The organism is Pseudoalteromonas sp. CF6-2, from assembly GCF_021729425.1.
Classification (GTDB): Bacteria; Pseudomonadota; Gammaproteobacteria; order Enterobacterales; family Alteromonadaceae; genus Pseudoalteromonas; species Pseudoalteromonas arabiensis.
Map to the genome: position 1 here is coordinate 2652286 of NZ_CP091442.1, position 22559 is coordinate 2674844.

Genomic DNA, 22559 nt, shown 5'->3' on the forward strand with positions numbered 1-22559 from the left:
TTCTCTCCTTAAAAATAATAAGTTGCAGCTAACCAAATACGATCACGCTGCTGCTGGGCACCTAAGTAGTTTTCTTGATCACCTTCAATAAGATCGAGATTTAGCTTTAAAACCCACTGTTGATTAGGTTTATAAGTTAACTTAAGTTGAGATAGGGCTCCGCCCCCATGATTGTCGAGGTAACTCACTGCTGCGCGAATATAGAGCTGATTGGCAAAAAAACCTCTCTCTGCGGAAGCCGTGTATATGGGTGCAGATTTTGGAATAAGATAAGAGGGTTGCCATCCATTGAGGATGCGGTCAGTAAACTGTAGCGTTGTCGTCCAGTCTTTATAACGGTAATCAAGCCCTATTAAGGCTTCTAGCTTGTTAACGTTTTTAAAAGACAAGTCACTGTCATTCACTGTGTAATTATCAAAATAAGCAAACTCACTCCGCAGCACAAATGCATCTATGGGTTTGCTTAAACTCGTACCAAGCATAGAGAACTTTTCATATGAATAAAGCGTGCGCTCGCTTGGCGACAAAGTGACGACAGGATCATCTTGATACCCGTGAAAAGCATAAAGGCTAACATCTGTAGCTAACGCGAATGTACTGTAACGCAAGCCTAATTCATATTTACCCCACTGTGTCTGCTCACTATTGGGGTAATAATTATTACCGAACTCGGCTCTAGGTGCAGGGTACTCATTACTCAGCTGTTGAAGCGTGGTGATAATGTTTAGCGTGTCACCATTTTCATACTCATAATCAAGCTTGAACATTGGCACAGCTAAACGGTAATCATCTATATCGAAAAAGATAAAGTCTTTATAATCTAATGGATTAATAACATCGACAACCCGTAAGTCATCCGCTTCACCCCATACAACTTTCTGATAACCAAACGACCAAAAACGATTACTTATTTCACCGGAAATATACGCTTCTTCGATAATTGCGCGCGATTCATATTGGTCTTGAGCGTCAATACTGAAGCGATCATTGTTGTTATACACAAAGTCATGCTCGACTCTTCCGTCAAAAGTGAAATCTATATTTTCGGTGCTAAATTCCAGCTTTGTTGCTAACTCGACTCTTTGCTCAGTCGCATAATGTTCTGAGACGTTATAGCCAAAGCTGGTGGTTAAATTAGGCTGAATATATAAGTTTGCATAACTACTGGTGCTAGCACTGCCCATTACGATTAATGCTAACCACCGCATGAACTGCCTCCATCAATAATCAGAGATTGTGCAGTGATCATGCGCGCCTGCTGCGAACATAAAAAGTAAGCACTGTCGGCAATATCACGACTTTGCACATAGGCACGCATCGGAATACGTTTTTTCGCTTTTCGCATTACTTGGTCTAAGGTCGAGCCAACCATATCAGCCTGCTTTTGCAGCTCACTTCTTAAAAGCGGTGTATCAACATAGCAAGGTAAAATAGCATTAACACGAATACCATGCCTTGCCCAGTCCATTGCCAAACCTTTCATCATCCCTAACTGCGCATGCTTTGAACTACAATAAGCTGTATTTCGAAGGTTGCCCATTTTTCCTAGGATTGAAGAGATAAATAAAACCGCGCTTCCCTTTGCTAGCTTATTTTCACATTGCGCAATAATTGACTGGCAACTAGTGACATTAACATCCATTACACGGGCAAAAATATCCCGTTCAGAAATTTCGTTCTCATCGGCAATACCATGGCTCAATACAATGGCTTCTAACTGACCCAGAGGCTGCAGCGCATCAGTTAGCTGCGAGTAATAGTCTTGGCTTGTTAAATCGGCAATGATTGCAATAAAAATAATGTCTTTATTACGATATTTATGTCGCATTTCATGTAACTTCACTTCATCTTTATCAAGTGCGATAACATAGCGACATCCCTGCTCTATAAACTTATCCACACACGCTGCGCCAATACCGTTAGCAGCTCCTGTTACAAGTACTGAATTAATTACGTTTTCCATTTCTTACCTTAACAACATCCCGCCATTAACATTAAATACTTCCCCCGAAATAAACTCAGCCTGTTGGCTTGCCAAATAGGCAACCAACGCACTGATATCTCGGGGCTTCCCAAGTCGCTTACTTAACAGTTTCGACTTTGCTTGCTGCTCATTTCCTTTTAGTAAATCAGACACCATATCTGTTTCAATGATGCCAGGAGCAATACAGTTGACCCGTATATTTTTTCGGGCAACTTCCACCGCTAAGGCTCGTGTAAAACCCTCAATACCCGCTTTACTTGCAGCGTAATTTGTTTGCCCTGGGTTGGGTTTCGTTGCTGAAATCGATGACATGTTAATAATGCAACCTTGCTTTTGTGGCAGCATTATCTTGAGCGCCGCTTGCGCACATAAAATAGGCGCAATAAGGTTCACGTGAATGACCTGTTCAAGCTCTTCTTGGCTCATCATTGCAAGGAGGTTGTCTTTCGTAATACCGGCATTATTCACAAGTAAATCCAAACCAAACTGTGCTGCGCTTAAGCTATCAAAAAAGCTGTTTATGTTTTTAGCATCAAACAAATTTAATGGTTGGCAAAAGACCTTAGCGCCCAAAGCAACAAGTTCTTCTTGTAAATTACTCGCGTAAATTTCATCCCGAAAGCCAAATGCAATGTCATACCCTTGCGCTGCTAGATGTAGGGCTATGTCACGACCAATACCACGAGTTGCTCCTGTAACACAGGCTACAGGGCGCGCTTTAAAATTAGCTAAATGCTGAGTCATTACATTGACCCCTCATTTTTACTTCCGGCTAGGGTAAATCCGTGGCGTGAAGCCATTGCTAAAATTTCATCGACTTGCGATTTACATAAATCACCATAAGAGTAATGTTGCTGAACACCTTCTAAACCTAGAATCACAGACTCAGCCATACATGCATATATTTGCCCTTGGCTAAGATAAGCACGTGCTCTGCCATCGAGAGACTCTCCATTTGGCGTACCAACAATTCCACCGCGAATACAGGTTATATCTGGGCGTAACGCCAAATCATTCTCACTTAAGTTATGTGGAATAGAGACATCACAGATAAGGGCATTTTTAGGGAGCTTTTGCACATCTAAAATGGCTTCAGATGCATTAGTGGCACACATGATAAGTGAGCAGTCATAGGCCTCACTGATGTCATCGGCAATGACAACAAGGCCTTCTTTACTTTGGCTAAATAATTCAAATAACGCAGCGGGTAAATCTACAGGTGCCGCTGCTTCATCAGCCAACCATTGTTGGCATTTTGGGTGTTCAGCAACCACTTTAACGATTCCTGTAAGCGGAGCATGTGATGTCACCATCTGCCAAATATCGCTGTAAATTTTATATGCCGCTTTTAGTAGGCGCTTTTTCGACCCCATTCGAGCGCTTCCTATCAACACTAACTGCTGGCAGTGTTCAGTCATAATTGTGGCGTAAACTGAGCCAATATTTCCTGCTGAGCCTATCACCGCAACTTTATCAATCTGCATATCATGGTTTTCAATATGCTCCAGTACGGCGAGTTTCGTCATCCCCACCGTCAGTGCATTACCCGACGTTAAGGCAATATCTGTTGCACGGATAGACTTACAATTATTGGTCACAACAGACGTAAACATCCCAAAACCTGCCACACTACAGCCATCTTGTTGTGCTGTTTGCGCACGCTCACTCACTGCACGTCGAATAGCATCAAGGTCATTATTTTCTAACATGACACTAATTTGTTCTGACGTGACGGATAAGGGATACAGGATAAAATCCACCGTTTTACCCGTTACCGAAGTCATTCTCATAGGTGGGAACGGCACGACTCGCCAGTCAAAACCTAAACGCTCAATAAGTAGCTTTGCCTCTACATCGGGCACCCCTTCCATTGCAGGGTCAACTTGCCAAATCCAATCGGCAGAGATTAGGTGGTTTACAAAAGCCACTTTAACGTCAGCGGGTGTGTGGTTTTGAGCTAAATTGGCATAAAAAGCTCGGTAATCAGCAAGCTCTGTACGCGAAGAACGCACCTCTGCCGCGGTCGTTAGATGCTTTAAGAAGTGATAGCTATCTTGGTTTTTTAATACCTTACATACATCATGCAGGCCAGCAATAAGCTGACTCAGTTCTTGCTCTGTTATATGGATTGTTGGTTCTAGTCGTAAAACATTTGGCGCACTAGAAGATGGCGCTACACGGATATTATAATTATTAAATAAATACCCAGTAATCATGTAGCCCATGAACCCCTGATACACGATTGATTTTAACCAAATTGAATCAAGCGGCATGTCGGCATTAAACTCAATACCGATGAGTAAACCTCTACCACGTATCTCTTTAATAATATCAGGATAAATATTTTGTAGTTCACCAAGGCGCGCTTTAATTGCCTCACCTTGCTGTTTAATGGCTGCCAATAAATTTAAGTTTGGATCATAAAGCTCGTCTAAAAATGCAAGCGCGATGTTGGCACTGTGGTCATCTTCGCCAAATGTTGAACTTTGAATGATATCAAAACCCGCTTGATATTTGCTTTTGCATATCGCAACAAGGCCTATTTTAGCAACCCCGCCCGCAAGCGCTTTTGAAAGCACAATATAATCCGCTTTTAAATCAATCTGGCTACCTGCGGTTAATGCCCCACAGCGACCTGAACCTGACTGAATTTCATCACTTATAATAGGGCAGCCAAGTGTTTGGCTAAGTTTTTTTAAACACAGACTATGTTCGGCTGTTAAGCAATGAATCCCCCCTTCACCTTGCACGGGTTCAACAAGCAGTGCGGTAGCCAGTCGTAATGGCTCAATGCTAACTTTTACTGTATGACCTTTGATTTTAGGCAGTAATAAAGTGGCATTATGCTTGTCATTAAGCATAGCTTCTGCACAATCAAGTTCGTTTAATGGTAAAAACTCAGCTTGTACGCCAAGGTGTGCAAATGGTGCCCGATACATCTCCCCATGAGTCAGTTGTATCGACGTCATCAATTTACCGTGAAATGCATTTTTAAGAACAATAAAATAAGGCTGAATATTTAACTGTTGCTCATTAAATTCACCCACAGCAGTAACAAAATCACTTAGTGTTGCGTCTTCGCTCAAATTTAACAGCTCTCGCTGCGCCACACTGAGTTCTAACTTACCTTCTGTTGGCAACCGTTTTATTTGTGACAGAGCAAATTGCATTTCTTCTATTAATTGCTGCGTTTCACTACGGCGTGCCATTTCGGCATGCTTAATGGCAACCTCTATCGATTCAGCCCCAGTACTTGTAAAAGAGAAATAAAAATCTTCCTGTTGATTATTTTCTTCTTTTAAAAGTGCATTTAATCGTTCAGCGAGTTTGCTCGCGGCATCGCGAACAGAAAACTGGTTGTGGAATGCAACTTGGTGCTGAAAGTTTTTCATCGCAGCATCTATCATACGAGGATGATTATGGCCAATTAACGCAGCACCATAACCACCAAGAAAATCAGTAATAGCTTGCTCATTTCCTTGCTCATCTAAATAGAATAAGGTGCCTTTTTCTGCACGATGAAAAACTCTATCCAACCCCATCGCATAAATGCCGTGGTTTAGTGATGGCTTACAATATTGACTATAACGATTCATTTTCAATCCTAACAAATGAGTAAAAACCAGCCTGGTCGCAATTCACACACACGCCTGTAGAGTGATTTTGTTTGCGAAGTGTTGATAAATTGCAGGCTACTGAGGTAACAACCCCTGGGCATATGTCCGAGCCGCTGTAACTATTAAGGTGATGGTTTGCGACATTACAAGAGGCTAATGCATCAGCTAAAATACGATTTTTACCTTTAGCCGACTCAATGTAATAACTTAAAAAATGGCTTGGTTTAACGTATTCAGCTATGAGTGTATTTAACTGCGCAGTATTTAGATGATAGCCACTTGCTAAAATGCTGAGTCTTGCTACGGCTTTGTGACCTGTTTTTGAAAGCCACTCTTCGCTTGCCAGAATTAACGTCGTAGCGCCATTTGTGACCTTTTCTGCCATTTCAGACTCAGAGTCTTGCAGCCACTTTGCCAATGGGTCATTGCTATTTCCTGCAATTGCAACAATAGCGAGCTGACATTCACCAGCGTCAATGGCGACTATCGCTTCTTGTAATGCACCAAATGCACCAAGCTGATCTCGAATAAACGCACATGCATCTCCATTTAATTGCCAGTTCAACCCCGAAATACCCAGCAAGTTATTGTTCAGGGCATTGGTAATTAAAAATGGATTAACTCGCTCACTAGACCATAATGCTTTAAAGGTCTGGGCGGCTGAATCCGCGCTCTCAGGTAATGCCGCACTAAACTCTGAATAAAATGGGCTACCGTAACCCGTTTGAGACGTGTATATGCCAACCTCTGTAGCACGCTCAGCCAAACTGATATGTGCCAAAGCCTCTGAAGTGGCTGTTAATGAATTAATTGCAGCAGGTGCCATATAACGCTTAAGCTTACGAGGCACAGCAATGTGTTCTGGTTGGTTATCAAACAGTAAAGAAAATTCACTGTCAGCAAAACTACTCGCTACCCCAACCAGTGCAACAGAACTTAGATGACTATTCATAGTACCTCGCAATAGCTAACGACGCGTTAATTCCACCAAACCCAAATGAATTTGATAGCGCATGATTAATGCTGGCCTCTCTTCCTTTTCCCATCACATAATCTAAATCGAGTCCCTCATCGGGTTGTGTTAGGTTAATGGTGGCTGGCATGAACTGATCACGAATGGCAAGAACTGTTGCAATTGCTTCTGGCGCACCAGCGGCCGCAATCCAGTGACCTATCATTGATTTTGTAGACGATACACCTAATGACGTTGCATGCTTTCCGAAAACCGATTTAATTGCTTTTGTTTCAATAACATCATTTAAAGGAGTGGATGTACCATGAGCATTTATATACTGAACATTTTGAGCACCAATACCGGCACTTTGTAACGCCCCTTCCATAGCACTTATCGCTCCTAATCCTTCAGGGTGAGGAGCTGTGACTTTGTAAGCATCTAAAGAGCTGCCGTAACCGGTAATTTCAGCATAAATATGGGCACCACGGGCCTTTGCATGCTGCTCACTCTCAAGTACCAACATAGCACCGCCTTCACCCGCTACTAACCCTGCACGGTCTTGATCGAACGGCCGACAAAGTTGATTCGCAAAACGCTGTGTTTCTGCTGTGGCACCTAATAGATGTAATGCAGATAGAGTACGAATGCTCAATACAGAATCAGCACCTCCGCATAACATGACCGATGCTTCACCTCGTTTGATTGCTCGATATGCAAGACCGATAGCTTGAGTTGCCCCTGCACAGGCGCCACTTACATTGCAAATAAATCCTGACGTATTCAACTGTTCAGCCAACGTGGTTGCCAATACATCATTGCTGCATCTAATTCCTGAAAAACGCTTTATTGCCTGCTCTCGCTCAGTCAATGCATAATTCATAATATTTGCCTTTGGCTGCTCAGCGAGGGCCAGTAATGATGCGTCATCAAGCTCAGGTACCCCACTGCACACAGCAATCCCTGCTTGACCCAACTCAGTTTCAAGACGTGCATCGTTAATTGCTTCTTTAGCAGCAATAAGTGCATAAATTGCACGTCTTTCGATGTGTTTTGGTAACTTAAAATCAACCAGCTCCTCAGCCACCAGCGCTTGTGTATCTTGCTTAATTGTTGCACCGTGCTGAACAGGAAAGCCTTCTGCTCCAGGAGGATGCCAAGCATCAACGGCATTTTCACCTGCCTTTACAGCAGACCAAAATGAATCAACGCCTACACCAAATGGGCTAAGTACTCCCAGCCCAGTGACCACTACTCGATTAGTCATTGTTAGCCTCTATCAAAAACATTCCAAATTCACCATGATCACCAAACGCAATCACAATAACGAAGCCCTGTTCGGCGTCTTGCAAATAGCTCAATGCACTATTGCACGCTATTGCTGTAGCCGCAGCCATGGTGTTGCCAACGTAACTATCCAATACAACCGCCCTGCTTTTAAGCTCACCACCTAATGCATGTAGCGTAATATCTTGTTGCTCAAGGTTTGCTCCAACGAGGATAACTTTTACAACGTGCTGATTTTCTATTAAAGGTGAACCCGTTATGCGATTAATCTGTGCAGTGAGTGCATGTGCATTATTTTGTAGGCGAGCTCGATATGCTTGACGCATAACACCTATCGCAGCGTGCTCATTTAAACGAGGTTCATCGCTGGCGATAAAAAAACTCGCCGCTTCACTTAGCCAGTAATTGTCTTGATTAGCCCAGATTGACTCATAGGCAAGTAAGGACCAGGGCGTTATTTTTTGACTCCCGCCACCACATAAAGCATGTTTCAAACGCCCTTCAGCAATCGCAAAGTAGCCCTCACATAGGGCATTTAAGCCCGCGCTCAGTAATGGCGAAAAACTCATATTTTCACCAGTAATACCAGCCAATTGTGCAATATGGCTGGTAGCACTAGAGTTGAGTAACGCTAAACAAACAAGCGGCCGCCTCTCTTCTAACATCGCGGTAGCTAAGCACTCAGCAGTCGGTTCTTGAACGAGCTCAGGATTATCCTCTTCATCGCAGTCAACGGTTCCTAAACCGATAAATAATCCCGCTTTATTCTGTGGCTCATTAAAATAAGTTCGCCACGTTCTTACCCCACTTGCAATAAGCCAACGAGCTTGACGCTCACTGGTTTTACGTACCATGCGCTCAGCGCCAACATCCTTGAGATTTTCGTCTGCTAGCGTAGAAATAAAAATGGAGTGATTAATTAAGTCAGCACTTTCAAAAGGCGTACTCATTAACCTGCCTTTATGAGTGAGTAGTGATTCTAATGATGTACTGTGCGCCAGCAGTGTCTCACCTTGAAATAAGTACACAGGTTTTAACATGCGCTATCCCTCGCTAAAACGATGCTTGTATTTACTCCTCCAAAACCAAACGAGTTACTAAGCAAATAATTGATTGCTTTAGGTGTCGCACTTTTCACAACACTCACCTTTGCATCATCATCACCAAGGGATTCAAAGTTTAAGGTCGGCAGCATGACTTGGTTTTTTATACTCAATGCAGATAAAACCACTTCAATTGCACCACTCCCTGCCAATGAATGCCCTAACGCTGACTTTGTTGAAGTAACAGGCGTATGGCTGCCAAAGACCTGTTCAATAGCACGACTTTCAGCACTGTCATTACTCTTGGTTGAGGTACCGTGTGCGCTAATGTGGTCAATGTCCTCAGCACTGACGCAACTTTTTTCAAGGGCTGCTTGCATGCATTCTGCATAAAACTTACCGCTAGGTTCAGTTGAGGTCATTTTGTAAGATTCGGTACATCGATGAGCCCCGCAAACATATGCATAAATAGACGCGCCTCTTTGCTTTGCCGACGCTTCACTCTCGAGTACAACAAAGGCTGCTCCGTCAGCAAGCACGACACCTGCACGATTGCTATCAAAAGGTCTTGATACTTCACTCGCACAATTAAATAATTGCGCTTGATTGAGCGCGCCTATGTTTTTGAAGAGCAACTGCATGACAGGTTGTGTTCCAAAATCGGCTGCGCCACATAATGCGATATCTAAAGCACCACGTGAGACTTGCCTAAAACCAGAGATCAAACTTGATGCACCGGCCGCACAAGCATCGGCACAAGATGTCACTGGCCCACCAATTTCGAAGTATTCAACCATATCCGCGACAACCGTTTGCGGATTGTAATAATCCACACTCTCTGGCGATTGATAGGGTAATTTTTCGCTTGCCGCTTTTTGTTGAGCAAGCTGATGTACAAGATCAACTGTTGGCAGTATTTTGTTAGTACCAAAATAAAGACCAGCTTGACGAAGTTGGTCTGGGTTTAAATCAGCATCTTTTACTGATTTAGTTAACGCATCAAATCCAGCAAATCCAGAGGGTGCTACCCTAGTTTGATCAAGTGATGGGTACCGACTTTGCAGCTGAATAACTTCTTCATCGCTAATACGACTACTGGCGACGCCCTCGATCCCCATTTCTTTTAAAATATGGTCATCTGCAATGAGAGACTGACCAGACTCTAAAGTTGCAAACAACGTATGAGGGTCTTGGTGATTTTTAACAGTTACGCCAATCCCTGTAATAACAACCTTGTGCATGAGTTTTCCCTAACAAATTATGCTGGTACGTTTATCAGCTCAATATCTCTAGATACACAGAATTGTTCGACATACTCTTGCAGTAACACATCACCATTTTGGCTAGCATGTTCACACACATCTTTAGCTAAATAGAACCAGTGCATAACGGTTGTCAAACTAAGTAAATCACTGACAGCCATGCCCACATCAATTTCACTTTGTGAATAATGACTTGGACTATTTATCAATAAATCAACGCCTGCAGAAGTAAGCTTGCCACCTTGTATAAAGGCCTTTTCATCTGCACAAAGCTCACTGGCAATAATTAATGTTGTTTTAGTTGGCATTTTAATTTTCAGCTTTTTTCCTAAAGAAAAAGAAATATCAACTAAATCTAAAGAATCCGCTCCCAAATCATCTACGATAGAGCTGTCTAAAGTGACTTCATCTTTATCAAGCTCTAATACCTCTGCAATAACATCCACAACAACATCTTTTGTAATTTCCACTGTAATTTTCCCTATGTAAGAAACAAAAATAAAAGCACGCACACACTAGGTCAACTGACCAATATTGTCAATAGAATGATAATTGAAACATTTTAAAGTTAACAAAAATTTAATATTTAAGATTTTTCGAGAGAATAATTTATTACTTCCTTAAACTCTCTACGAGATAGGTTATGAACATAAATAGTTGCGGTATGACAAAAAAATAATATTCTTTGCTAGAATGGTCGGAATATAAAATTCAACAACTGTGTGGTGAAAATGGAATCAAATAAAGAGATTATCATTCAAACAGCAACTAAAATGCTCAGTGAAAATGGCAATCAAGGGCTCACTCTCAGAAAAGTTGCTGAGAAAAGTGGTGTTACTCTCAGCAATGTGCAATATCATTTTGGAGACAGAGACGGATTAATTGTTCAAGTAATTGATTCTTATTTAGAAGTTTGCCTTGATCATATCCGTAGTTCGATGAGTGATATTGAACTAAAAAATAATCCTCAAGCCATTAAGAACTACATCAGTAACCTACTTGCTCTTGACGATATCCAAGATTGGTGTGAAGTTTTTCGAGAAATTTGGGCTATTTCATGCCGTTCAGAAAAAGTACTCTCCAGTTTAGAAAACTACTATAAAAAATGTGGTACGGAGCTTGAGTTACTGCTGATCTCGTTAGGCTTTAGCGAACAAAAAAGTAAGGTTGTCGTGTCATTACTTATTCCATTTATTGAAGGTTTTTCCATTACATCAAATGCACTACCGCTACCAAAAACAGAGGTTATTAACTTAATCATTAATTTGCTCGTTGATGAGATAAAATAATAGTTAAGCCATTTGCAACTTATTTTTACCCAGCTCACCAACCTTTGACTAAAAGTGTGCAAAGGTTGGTACAGCTAACTTTCAGCGTTGTTATTTTTCTAGCTTCAGTTCTAAACCAGCTTCACGCTTATCTAAATAACCACTGTATCTTGTTGCAATTAACGCCGCTAAACTGATGATAGCGCCTATCCATGCAGTGTCTTGCAATGAGCAGTTTTCAACGACAACGCCACCTAACACTGAGCCTAGCGCAATACCGATATTAAACGCTGCAATGTTTAAGCCTGAAGCCACATCGACGGCATTGGGTGTGAATTTTTCTGCAAGTTTAACCACATAAACTTGCAGCCCTGGCACATTACCAAATGCAAATGCCCCCCATACAAGTACGGTCAGTACCGCAGCGACTTTAGATTGCATGGTAAAGGTCAACACCAACAGCACCATACTCAAAGCACTAAAGATAATAGTAAGCGCATTAATGGGGCCTTTTTTATCGGCTAGCTTACCGCCGTAGATGTTACCAACAGCAACCGATACCCCGTAAACCAGCATGATTAAGCTAATAGTGGCTGATGCAAAACCAGTTTGCTGCTCTAAAATGGGCGCTAAATAAGTGAAGGCTGTAAATGTGCCGCCATAACCAAGTATGGTCATCAAATACACCAGTAAAAGCCTAGGTTGCACCATTACCTTTAATTGCTCACCCAACGTGGCGGGTTTACTTTGCTTTAAGTTGCTTGGAATTAAAAATGCGCTGCCAATATGTGCGATTAAACCCAATAAAGACACCACTAAAAAGGTCGCTCGCCAGCCAAAATGTTGACCAATCCAAGTCCCTAATGGCACACCGGTTACTAATGCAACCGTCAACCCCGTAAACATAATCGCGATAGCACTGGCTTCTTTATCTTTACTGACAAGCCCTGTTGCGATGGTTGAACCAATTGAGAAAAACACCCCATGAGCAAGGCCTGTTAGAATCCTTGCGGTGATCAAACTACCATAACTAGGTGCTTGCCAAGCCAGTAAGTTACCGATAACAAACAGGCTCATTAAGCTAAGTAATACATGCTTTCGATTCCAGCGTCCGGTAAGCGCAGTTAATACTGGCGCCCCCACCGCAACCCCTAATGCATACAAGCTAACAAGTAGCCCTGCACTCGGTAACGAAACCATCAAATCATCAGCGATAGTTGGCACTAAGCCGACAATCACGAACTCAGTGGTGCCTATGGCAAACGCACTGAGAGTTAATGCAAGTAATGCAATTGGCATCACATATCCTCTATTAATTTTTGAAAGTGCGGCTATTGTGACTAAAATTGAATTTGCAAAAAATAGCGATAGTGACAAAATACTTTTGTCAAAAATGAAAAGGTATAGCTATGAGCGTGATCTCCAACAGCCAAGATTTAGAAGCATTTATTAGCGTGGTTGATACCGGCGGATTCTCAAGTGCAGCCAATGCCTTAGATGAGCAAGTAGCCAAAATATCACGGGCGGTAACTCGGCTCGAAAAATCTTTAAACGTTACCTTATTCAATCGCACAACAAGGCGCATTGAGCTGACCGAAGAAGGTCAGTTATTTTTAGGCTATGCTAGAGAAGCACTCAGTCAGCTTGCACAAGGTGAAGAAGCCCTAAAACTTCTACACTGTGCCCCATCAGGAAAATTAAGAGTCGATGCCGCAAGCCCCTTTGTGTTTCACCAATTAGCGCCACATTTAAAGGCCTTTAACCACGCTTACCCTGATATAAAACTCGAGATCACCAGCCACGACAACATTATCGACTTGCTTGAACATAAAACCGATATTGCTATTCGGATTGGCGAACTCGCTGACTCAAACTTACATGCGCGTACTTTGGGCATCAGCAAACTACAGCTAGTCGCAAGCCCTGATTATTTACAAGCTGCCCCACCATTAAATGAGCTAACCGACTTAGCCTCACAACAACTTATTGGTTTTACCGATGCGCCGCATTTAAATCACTGGCCGCTAACCACGCCTTTAGATCTTAAATTTTCAATCAGTGCATCTAGTGGTGAAACGGTACGCCAGCTTTGTATTCAAGGTCATGGCATTACCTTGTTGTCGGAATTTATGATTAACGAAGATTTAAAAGCAGGCCGTTTAGTGAAAGTGCTTGAAGGCGAAGTGCTAAGTCCTAATCGCCGTGAAAAAGTGCATGCGGTGTATTATCAAAACAGCGGAGTGTCATCACGAGTATTAGCATTTTTAGACTTTATAGCACCAAGGTTAACGCTGTAGTTTTTTGCACTTTTAACAAAAGTATTTTGTGATTACTGGCATTAATTTCATAAATAATATTCGTTATGCTAAACGCATAGTCGCTTTCAAGGAGCCGTAATGAACAAATTATTCGATACCGTACAACTTGCCGGTCACACATTAAAAAACCGTATTGTCATGCCACCGATGACCCGCTCTCGCTCATCACAACCAGGTGATATCGCCCATCAGTTAATGGCCGACTACTATGCACAACGTGCCAGTGCCGGCTTAATTATTAGCGAAGGCACACAAATATCAGCCCAAGGTAAGGGCTATGCTTGGACACCGGGTATTTATACTCCCGAGCAAATCGCTGGCTGGAAGAAAGTAACCGACAAAGTTCATCAAGCAGGCGGCATCATGTTCGCTCAGCTTTGGCATGTTGGCAGAGTGTCTCACCCTAGTAACACAGGTGGCAAGCAACCAATTGCGCCCTCAGCTATTGCAGCCAAGGGCGTTAAAGTATTTATTGATGAAGATGATAAACCCGATTTTGTTGCCACTGCCCTGCCCCGCGCAATGAGCCTTGATGACATCATACGCGTTATAAACGAATACCGTCAAGCTGCCCGTAATGCAGTTGATGCAGGGTTTGATGGTATTGAAATTCATGCTGCTAATGGTTACTTAATTAATCAATTTATTGATTCAGAGTCAAACCAACGCACTGATGAATACGGCGGCTGTTTAGAGAACCGCTTACGTTTTTTACAACAAGTGACAAAAGCGGTGTGTGATGAAATTGGCGCTAACCGTGTAGGCGTACGCCTAGCTCCGCTCACTACACTCAATGGTACGGTTGATGATAACCCGTTTGAAACCTATATTGGTGCAGCGAAGGTACTTAATGATCTAAACGTTGCTTACCTGCATATTGCCGAAGCTGACTGGGACGATGCGCCATTAATGGAGCAAAATTTTAAACAAGCGCTACGTGAAAACTTTTCTGGGTTAATGATTTATGCAGGCAAGTACACTGGCCATAAAGCAGAACAAGCATTAAATGAAGGCTGGGCTGATTTAATTGGCTTTGGTCGTCCGTTTGTTGCAAACCCAGATCTGCCTGAGCGTATTGAAAAAGGGATTGCACTTGCACAGCACGACCCTGATACCTTGTTTGGTGGCGGTGCAAAAGGCTATACCGACTATCCTTTAGCAACGCACTAAAACAAAAAGCTCGCCAACTTATTTTGGCGAGCTCCTTATTGTTACCTCAGTAATAAGTAAATCAACTGGATCACCATCGAGATCATCACTAACGGCCATATATACTTAGCATATTTGGTTGCACCATCTAGTCCCATTTTTGAATGATACTTTTCAAGTAGTGGTATAAGAATAGCCAGTGCGATAAACAGGCATAATAAAATAACAAATACATTCATTGTGGCTTCCTTACACAATAGACAAGTTCAGGCTCTAGTCTATAGACAAAAAAAAGCGCAGTAAAATACTGCGCCAGTCGGTTGGAAGTAAACGACTTAGCCAACAATCGCTAACAAAATACCTGCAGCTACGGCACTTCCTAATACACCCGCTACATTCGGACCCATTGCATGCATTAACAAGAAGTTATGTGGATTGCTTTCAAGACCTACCTTATTTACCACCCGCGCAGCCATTGGCACTGCGGATACACCCGCAGCCCCCACCAGAGGGTTAATCGGCGATTTAGAAAACTTATTCAGACCTTTTGCCATAAACACGCCTGATGCTGTACCAATAGCAAAGGCCAAAGCACCTAATACCAAGATACCAATAGTTTCTACAGTTAAGAACTTATCTGCAGCAAGTTTAGAACCAACAGCAAGACCTAAGAAAATCGTAGTGATATTAATGATCTCGTTTTGTGCACTATTACTTAAACGATCAACTACACCGGATTCACGCATTAAATTACCTAAACAAAACATACCAACAAGTGGCGTCGCTGCAGGTAAAAATAAAATCGTCAGACTGAGTACCATCAATGGAAAAATGATTTTTTCTTTTTTTGATACAGCACGTAGCTGCGGCATTTGAATTTCACGCTCTTCTTTTGTTGTTAACGCGCGCATAATTGGCGGTTGGATAATAGGCACCAATGCCATATATGAATACGCGGCAACAGCGATTGCTCCCAGTAAATCAGGCGCAAGTTTCGAGGCTAAGAAAATAGCGGTTGGTCCATCAGCACCACCAATAATGGCAATCGCCGATGCATCTTGCAGTGAAAATTCAAAGCCTGGAATAAAGTTAAGTAAAATGGCGCCAAATAACGTCGCAAAAATACCAAATTGTGCCGCTGCTCCCAGTAACAACATACGTGGATTTGCAATAAGCGCGCTAAAATCCGTTAGTGCACCCACCCCCATAAAAATCAGCAATGGGAACACGCCAGAATCAATACCTATGTGATACACATAGTACAATAAGCCACCGGGGTCTGATAAACCAGCCACTGGAATGTTTGTTAAAATAGCGCCGAAGCCAATAGGCAGTAAAAGCAATGGCTCAAAACTACGAGCAATCGCTAAATACAGTAGCAAGCAGCCAACTGCAATCATGATCAGTGCAGGGAAAGTAAAGTTTGCAATCCCCGTTGCATGCCAGAGGTTTAATAATCCATCCATCCCTAGCCTCCTAAGCAAGTGCAATCATGGCGTCGCCGGTAGCAACTGAGTCACCTTCCGCAACTAAAATATCAGCCACAGTACCGTCATGAGCGGCACGTACTTCGGTTTCCATTTTCATTGCTTCCATAATGATAACGACATCACCTTGATTTACAGTTTGCCCAGGTTTTACTTTGATTTTAAAAATATTACCTGCCAGTGGCGCATTGAGTGTTTCGCCAGCTGACGCTGATGCAGATTGTGGTATTAACTCACTGTCTTTAAGTGCAACCTCTTTAAGCTCGCCACCTTTAGCAACAACAACATCGTAAACTTTACCATCTACTTTCACACTGTATTGCTCAGCTTGAACCTCACCATTTGAAGAAGGTGTTGTTGATTGATCAGATTTAGCTTTTTCACCAGTCGGCACAGGTTCGAAGGCATCAGGATTATGACGATTTTTAAGAAATTTCAAGCCTATTTGTGGGAATAAAGCATAGGTAAGCACGTCATCAATCACGTCATCAGCCAACTCTAAACCCTGCTCTTTAGCTTCTTTTAATAATTCAGCTTCAAGTTTTTCGAGTTCGGGTTCAAGTTTATCAGCAGGGCGACACGTAATTGCTTCGCTTCCGTCTAAAACACGCTCTTGAAGTTCTTTATTCATCGGCGCTGGGGTTGCACCATACTCACCTTTAAGTACACCTGCGGTTTCTTTAGTAATCGTTTTATAACGCTCACCCGTTAATACATTTAGAACGGCTTGCGTACCAACTATTTGTGAGGTTGGTGTTACCAGTGGAATATACCCTAAATCTTCACGTACACGCGGGATCTCTAAAAGCACTTGATCGAGTTTATCCGCAGCACCTTGTTCTTTCAGCTGGTTTTCCATGTTAGTTAACATGCCGCCTGGTACTTGTGCTAATAAGATACGGCCATCAACCCCTTTTAGGCTGCCTTCGAAAGCGGCATACTTTTTACGCACATCACGAAAATAAGCGGCAATTTCTTCTAACTGATTAAGGTTAAGACCAGTATCTCGCTCGGTTCCTTCAACAATCGATACTATTGTTTCTGTTGCACTGTGGCCATAGGTCATACTCATTGATGAGATAGCCGTATCCAACATATCAATGCCTGCATCAATCGCTTTTTGGTAAGTTGCTGTACTTAAACCCGTTGTAGCATGACATTGCATCGCGATAGGAATAGACACCGTCTCTTTTAGACCTTTGATCAGCTGTTCACAATCGTAAGGTTTTAATAATCCCGCCATATCTTTAATACAAATAGAATGACAACCCAGCTCTTCAAGCTGTTTAGCAAGCTTAAGCCACATATCGAGAGTATGCACAGGGCTCACCGTATATGAGATCGTTCCTTGCGCATGTGCGCCCACTCTAACCGCAGCCTTTATGGCTGTTTCAAGATTACGTACATCATTCATTGCATCAAAAATACGAAATACATCAACACCATTTTTATGTGCACGCTCGACAAACTTTTCTACTACATCATCAGCGTAGTGGCGATAACCTAATAAATTTTGTCCACGCAGCAGCATTTGTTGCTTGGTGTTTGGCATCGCCGCTTTAAGTTCACGAATACGCTGCCAAGGATCTTCGCCCAAATAGCGAATACAAGAATCAAACGTTGCGCCCCCCCATGACTCTATAGACCAATAACCCGCGTTATCGAGTTTCTCAGCCATAGGTAACATGTCATCTAAGCGCATGCGTGTTGCTAACAATGATTGATGTGCATCACGTAAAACTAGTTCGGTTAATTTTAATTTAGCCATTTTCAGCTGCCCCATTATTTTTGTTTATTTCTGAATTGAGCGATTGCAGCGCTAATAGCTGCGATGTGTGCTTGCGGCACCCCCTGCTGTGAGTGTATTTTTGCAGCTCGCACGGGCTCATTGCTGTTAGGTTCATCAAAACGATTCATCAGCCTAGACATTAAGGTCACGGCTGAAATCAAAATAGTTAAAAATATAAATACACCGATCATGCCCGTAATCATCAAGCTGGCCGCGGTTGAGAGTAACCCACCTATATCCATACTGCCCCCTCGCACTGTTATAAATAAAAAATCAATATAGTTAAATAAATATTCAACATAATAACAAACACATTCAATTTGTATAGCATCTTGTAAATTGGTAAAACCAATTTAATTTAAAATAACATGTAAAACACAAAATTAACAACCATAAAGGGAGCACATTAACAGCCGAATATAGATGATAAAAATACTCGATATAGTCATAAGTTATAAAGGTGATATGGTCGATTTTAAATAAAACCACGCTAACACAGGCTCTTGGGTGTATAAAAACACCGACAAGATAAATTGGTCTTACCAAAGAAAGATTTATAAGGGGTGTTATTTTACTCATTTAAGTTGAAAAATAATCACTATGAATAAGTTACAGGCTAATTCGTAAAAGTTACCAAAAGAAAAAATTCTACAACATCAAAAAAACAGTAAGTCGTTGAAATTACTTAACATTTAATAGTGGCATAGAACTAGCTTTAATCATACCAACCGAAACGAAAAATTATTAGCCAAGGAGATCACTATGTTACGCTGGACAATCACTTTTTTAGTAATCGCGTTAATCGCTGCAGTGTTAGGTTTTGGCGGTATTGCAGGAGCCGCAGCAGGAATTGCTAAAATTATCTTTTTTATATTTCTTGTTCTACTTGTTATTTCGCTGGTATCAGGTGCGCTTAGAGGCAACACCCCCAGATAACAACCGAACAACGTTTATAGATTAATTTACACTATTATAAGGAATTTAATTATGAAAAGTTCAACTTTAAAAGCCGCTACTATCGCCCTATTTTCAGGTCTTTTCATCATGGGTTGTGAGGATAACACAGCTGAAGATGCAGGCGAGCGCATTGATGAAGCAATTACTGATACACAGAATGCTGTAGAAGATGCTTGTGAAGAAGTTAAAGAAGGCGTAAACGCAAAAGAAACTAACTGCTAATCCTTCTATACACATTACCAACCAGAAAAGCGGCCTAAGAGCCGCTTTTTTTTATGATTTTCATTCTACCCCTCACCAAAAAACAATAAAATTTCAATATTTATACATTTTCTTATCAAAAACTACACATTTACCTAGGTTGTGTACTAATCTAAACATGCTAAGAATGGATATCGAGTAGTAATCCATTGTTTTCTAGCCAACTATAATTAAATATTGGGAGATAACAATGTTAAAAAACAAACTATCAAATGCTGTAAAGCTGGCGATTAGTACAGGGGTTGTTTCTACAGCTCTTATATACGCACCAATAAGTGCAGCAGAAGAGACAAGCGACGCAAAAAAAGATCTCGAAGTAATTTCAATTACGGGTAGTCGTATTAGACAACCGGGCGCTGTTTCTGCAAGTCCAATTGTCTCAATCGGAGAAAAAGAATTAGGTTACCAACAAGAGCCTGAAGTAGAACAAATACTAAGAACTTTACCTTCAACAATACCTGGCGATGGTAGTAACGTAAATAATGGCTCTGGCGGTGCAGCCACTATTAACTTAAGAGGTTTAGGATCGCAACGTTCACTTGTTCTAATGAATGGACGTCGGATGATCCCATACAACTACAATGGCTCAGTTGACAGTTCGACAATTCCAACAGCACTGATTGAACGAATTGATATTATCACTGGTGGTGCGTCAGCTGTATATGGTTCTGATGCGATTGCAGGTGCGGTGAATGTTGTATTAAAAGAAGACTTTCAAGGTGTTGATTTAGATCTTAAACACTCTCAAACCGGTGACAATGATGGTGACAAAAACAGTATAGCCTTAACAATAGGTTCTAACCTAGAAGATGATAAAGGTAACGTTGTACTCTCCCTTGGCTGGAGTCAACGTGACCAAATACTACTTGGTGACCGTCCTTTAGGTTTACTTGGTATTGAAACGGCTACCGGTGCTAACTATGAACAATTCTTAAACGGTGAACCACCGGTTCCAGCTCCAGCAGATTGTAGTGGCCCTAACTCGGTTGAAAGTGGTGGCTCAACAACCGCATTTCCTACACGATTTGCAATCGTTGGCGCAGGTACAACAGGCTCAGGTCAGTTTAGAAATGATGGTACATTGCAACCAGATACATGTAGTGTATTTAACTTCAATCCATATAACTTTTATCAAACACCTTCAGAGCGTTATTCAGCAACCGCAATCGCTAAATATAACTTAACTGATGATCATAAAGTATACTCAAGCTTTAACTACACCAATACCAGTGTTGATACACAAGTAGCACCATCAGGTACATTTGGCTCAAGCTTTAATTTACCTTTAGCAAACCCGTTAATTGGTGATCAAGCGAGGCAATTTATGATCGATGGAGCTTCCGCAGCATTGGCTGCTGGTAGCTTAAATGATAGTAACTGGCAAGATGTTAACGGTAACGGCATTGTAGATAGTGAAGACTATCTAAAAGTGCAATTACGTCGTAGAACATTAGAATTAGGTGCTCGTACAGAACGATTTGACAGTACTCAGTTCCAAATTGTGACTGGTGTAACAGGTTTCTTCCTAGATGACTGGGAATATGATGTTAGCTATCAGTATGGTGAATCTAACCGAACAACTGTACGTGGTGGTTATACAAACCTAACCAATATTCAAAACGCATTAGACACAACGGATGGTGTAACCTGTAAAAATGGTGATTCCAGCTGTGTGCCAATTAATCTATTTGGTGGCTTTGGTACCATCACTGAAGAAATGGCAGGCTATGCACAAGCAATTGCCCTTCAACAACAAAAGTACAGCCAAGAAATTTTCACCGCAACCGTTAATGGTGCAATCGAGTTTATCGAAATCCCAGGTGCTGGTGCGCCACTTTCGATGAGTTTTGGTTATGAAAATCGTCGCGAAAAAGGCTTATTTGAGCCTGATGAATGTTTAAAACTTGCCCCTGCTAGTTGTCAAGGTGGTGCAGGTGGTAACCAACTGCCTATCACGGGTGGCTTTAAAGTAGATGAGTTCTTCTTAGAAGGTTACTTACCTGTGTTAGACGGCCTACCGGGTGCTGAAACTCTTGATGTAGAGTTTGGTTTCCGCTGGGCTGACTACGATACAGTAGGTAGCAACGAAACATGGAAACTTGGCTTCAACTGGCGTCCAGTTAGCGATGTACTTATCCGTGTTATGCAACAACAAGCAACGCGTGCACCTAACGTTGGTGAAATCGCTTCACCTGTTGTAACAGGCTTAGACAACGCGCTACAAGATCCATGTTCTGTTGCTAACGCCGCTAACATTGATGCCTCGCTAAGACAGCTTTGTATCTCAACAGGTATGACTGACGCCCAAGTTGGTAACGTACAAGATGTAATCTCTGGCCAAGTACAAGTCATTAGTGGTAGTGATCCTGCTAACCCACCAGGTGCTGAAGAAGCAGAAACATTCACTGCGGGTATTGTTTGGACACCTGAATTCAGTGCTGTTGAAAACTTCACAATTACACTGGATTACTATGATATTGATATCGATGACATCATTGGTGAGTTCTCAGCTCAAGAAATTCTTGATGCCTGTTACGTACTAGGTGATGCTAACGAGTGTGCGAAGATCAACCGTATCGGTGGCGACTTAACTATCGCGGGTGCGGGTATTGAGCAATTTACCACCAACTTAAAAAATCAACGTGCCGAAGGTATCGAACTTGGTTTCAACTTTGGTATTTTGCTTGATGACATGGGAGAGTTGCAATTCTCAGGTAATATTAATAAATACCTAACGCAAGAGTCGCAAAGCTCTGATACTGCACGCATTATTGACTGTAAAGGTTTTTACAGCACAAGTTGCGACCCTGTCTCTGAATTACGCTGGGTACAACGTACTAGCTGGATTTGGGAAGATCTAACCGTGTCACTACAATGGCGTCACATTGATGGTGTAGATATCGAGCCAATCGAAGCGCCAAATGTTTTTGAAGAATTCAGAAGCATCGAAAGCTATGATTATTTTGACTTATTCGCCAGCTACCATGTTACTGACTACATGAATGTTACATTCGGTATTGATAACATGTTTGAAAAAGAGCCACCTGTGGTTGGTAATGAAGCAGGTGATACTAGTTCAAACTCTGGTAACACATTCCCAAGTAACTATGACGTACTTGGTCGTCAATTTAAAATGGGTATTAAACTCAAATTTTAACTTTCTAAGAGCGGCCTAACGGCCGCTC

Annotated in this window: 20 protein-coding genes; 6 read left to right on the forward strand and 14 right to left on the reverse strand. The window is 41.9% G+C overall.

Annotated elements, in window-relative coordinates; all coding sequences use genetic code 11:
* Positions 1-8: 8 nt before the first annotated feature.
* From L3Q70_RS12325 to L3Q70_RS12365, 9 genes are read right to left on the reverse strand one after another with little or no spacing between them, the layout of a single operon-like run.
* Entirely contained in the window at positions 9-1208 is a 1200-nt protein-coding gene (locus L3Q70_RS12325; RefSeq protein ID WP_193987678.1) for a DUF1302 family protein, read from the reverse strand.
* A complete protein-coding gene (locus L3Q70_RS12330; RefSeq protein WP_237114335.1) occupies positions 1196-1963 on the reverse strand; it encodes an SDR family oxidoreductase in 768 nt (255 codons plus the stop codon). Before L3Q70_RS12330 ends, L3Q70_RS12325 begins: the two co-directional genes overlap by 13 nt.
* 3 nt (positions 1964-1966) lie before the next feature.
* Positions 1967-2728: a 3-oxoacyl-ACP reductase FabG gene (gene fabG / locus L3Q70_RS12335; protein WP_237114336.1), complete on the reverse strand. Its 762-nt coding sequence runs from the start codon at positions 2726-2728 to the stop codon at positions 1967-1969.
* Positions 2728-5580, reverse strand: coding sequence for an aminotransferase class III-fold pyridoxal phosphate-dependent enzyme (locus L3Q70_RS12340; protein ID WP_237114337.1), 2853 nt, complete (start codon positions 5578-5580; stop codon positions 2728-2730). Before L3Q70_RS12340 ends, fabG begins: the two co-directional genes overlap by 1 nt.
* Positions 5567-6553 (reverse strand): hypothetical protein, encoded by a 987-nt coding sequence (locus L3Q70_RS12345; RefSeq protein WP_237114338.1) that lies wholly within the window; start codon positions 6551-6553, stop codon positions 5567-5569. The genes L3Q70_RS12340 and L3Q70_RS12345 overlap by 14 nt, the downstream gene beginning before the upstream one ends.
* Positions 6546-7820, reverse strand: coding sequence for a beta-ketoacyl-[acyl-carrier-protein] synthase family protein (locus L3Q70_RS12350; protein WP_237114339.1), 1275 nt, complete (start codon positions 7818-7820; stop codon positions 6546-6548). The genes L3Q70_RS12345 and L3Q70_RS12350 overlap by 8 nt, the downstream gene beginning before the upstream one ends.
* The gene (locus L3Q70_RS12355) at positions 7813-8880 is read right to left on the reverse strand and encodes a beta-ketoacyl synthase N-terminal-like domain-containing protein (protein ID WP_237114340.1); all 1068 of its coding nucleotides are present in this window, start codon (positions 8878-8880) and stop codon (positions 7813-7815) included. The genes L3Q70_RS12350 and L3Q70_RS12355 overlap by 8 nt, the downstream gene beginning before the upstream one ends.
* A complete protein-coding gene (locus tag L3Q70_RS12360; RefSeq protein ID WP_062569619.1) occupies positions 8874-10124 on the reverse strand; it encodes a beta-ketoacyl-[acyl-carrier-protein] synthase family protein in 1251 nt (416 codons plus the stop codon). Before L3Q70_RS12360 ends, L3Q70_RS12355 begins: the two co-directional genes overlap by 7 nt.
* A gap of 17 nt (positions 10125-10141) precedes the next feature.
* A complete protein-coding gene (locus tag L3Q70_RS12365; protein WP_062569618.1) occupies positions 10142-10615 on the reverse strand; it encodes a phosphopantetheine-binding protein in 474 nt (157 codons plus the stop codon).
* Between the two features lie 261 nt (positions 10616-10876).
* On the opposite strand from L3Q70_RS12365, the gene L3Q70_RS12370 reads away from it, so the two are divergent.
* Positions 10877-11434, forward strand: coding sequence for a TetR/AcrR family transcriptional regulator (locus L3Q70_RS12370; RefSeq protein ID WP_062569617.1), 558 nt, complete (start codon positions 10877-10879; stop codon positions 11432-11434).
* Positions 11435-11524: 90 nt separating this feature from the next.
* On the opposite strand, the gene L3Q70_RS12375 is transcribed toward L3Q70_RS12370, so the two are convergent.
* Entirely contained in the window at positions 11525-12712 is a 1188-nt protein-coding gene (locus L3Q70_RS12375) for an MFS transporter (protein ID WP_237114341.1), read from the reverse strand.
* 110 nt (positions 12713-12822) lie between these two features.
* Here L3Q70_RS12375 and L3Q70_RS12380 point away from each other — a divergent pair, with 110 nt between their 5' ends.
* Together L3Q70_RS12380 and L3Q70_RS12385 are read left to right on the forward strand one after the other, a co-directional pair.
* Positions 12823-13710, forward strand: coding sequence for a LysR substrate-binding domain-containing protein (locus L3Q70_RS12380; protein WP_237114342.1), 888 nt, complete (start codon positions 12823-12825; stop codon positions 13708-13710).
* Between the two features lie 99 nt (positions 13711-13809).
* Positions 13810-14901, forward strand: coding sequence for an alkene reductase (locus L3Q70_RS12385; RefSeq protein ID WP_237114343.1), 1092 nt, complete (start codon positions 13810-13812; stop codon positions 14899-14901).
* Positions 14902-14942: 41 nt separating this feature from the next.
* On the opposite strand, the gene L3Q70_RS12390 is transcribed toward L3Q70_RS12385, so the two are convergent.
* The 4 genes from L3Q70_RS12390 to L3Q70_RS12405 all read right to left on the reverse strand — a co-directional run bounded on the left by L3Q70_RS12390 (position 14943) and on the right by L3Q70_RS12405 (position 18398).
* Positions 14943-15119: a hypothetical protein gene (locus L3Q70_RS12390; RefSeq protein ID WP_167346344.1), complete on the reverse strand. Its 177-nt coding sequence runs from the start codon at positions 15117-15119 to the stop codon at positions 14943-14945.
* 96 nt (positions 15120-15215) lie between these two features.
* Positions 15216-16346 (reverse strand): sodium ion-translocating decarboxylase subunit beta, encoded by a 1131-nt coding sequence (locus L3Q70_RS12395; RefSeq protein WP_062569613.1) that lies wholly within the window; start codon positions 16344-16346, stop codon positions 15216-15218.
* Between the two features lie 10 nt (positions 16347-16356).
* Entirely contained in the window at positions 16357-18135 is a 1779-nt protein-coding gene (gene oadA / locus L3Q70_RS12400) for a sodium-extruding oxaloacetate decarboxylase subunit alpha (protein WP_237114344.1), read from the reverse strand.
* Positions 18136-18149: 14 nt separating this feature from the next.
* Positions 18150-18398: an OadG family transporter subunit gene (locus L3Q70_RS12405; RefSeq protein ID WP_062569612.1), complete on the reverse strand. Its 249-nt coding sequence runs from the start codon at positions 18396-18398 to the stop codon at positions 18150-18152.
* Positions 18399-18918: 520 nt separating this feature from the next.
* On the opposite strand from L3Q70_RS12405, the gene L3Q70_RS12410 reads away from it, so the two are divergent.
* The 3 genes from L3Q70_RS12410 (at position 18919) to L3Q70_RS12420 (ending at position 22531) form a co-directional block, all read left to right on the forward strand.
* On the forward strand, positions 18919-19092 hold the full coding sequence (locus tag L3Q70_RS12410; protein WP_083515324.1) for a DUF1328 family protein: 174 nt from the start codon (positions 18919-18921) through the stop codon (positions 19090-19092).
* A gap of 51 nt (positions 19093-19143) precedes the next feature.
* Positions 19144-19335 (forward strand): hypothetical protein, encoded by a 192-nt coding sequence (locus L3Q70_RS12415; protein ID WP_062569611.1) that lies wholly within the window; start codon positions 19144-19146, stop codon positions 19333-19335.
* A gap of 229 nt (positions 19336-19564) precedes the next feature.
* The gene (locus tag L3Q70_RS12420; RefSeq protein ID WP_237114345.1) at positions 19565-22531 is read left to right on the forward strand and encodes a TonB-dependent receptor; all 2967 of its coding nucleotides are present in this window, start codon (positions 19565-19567) and stop codon (positions 22529-22531) included.
* The last annotated feature ends 28 nt before the right edge of the window (positions 22532-22559 follow it).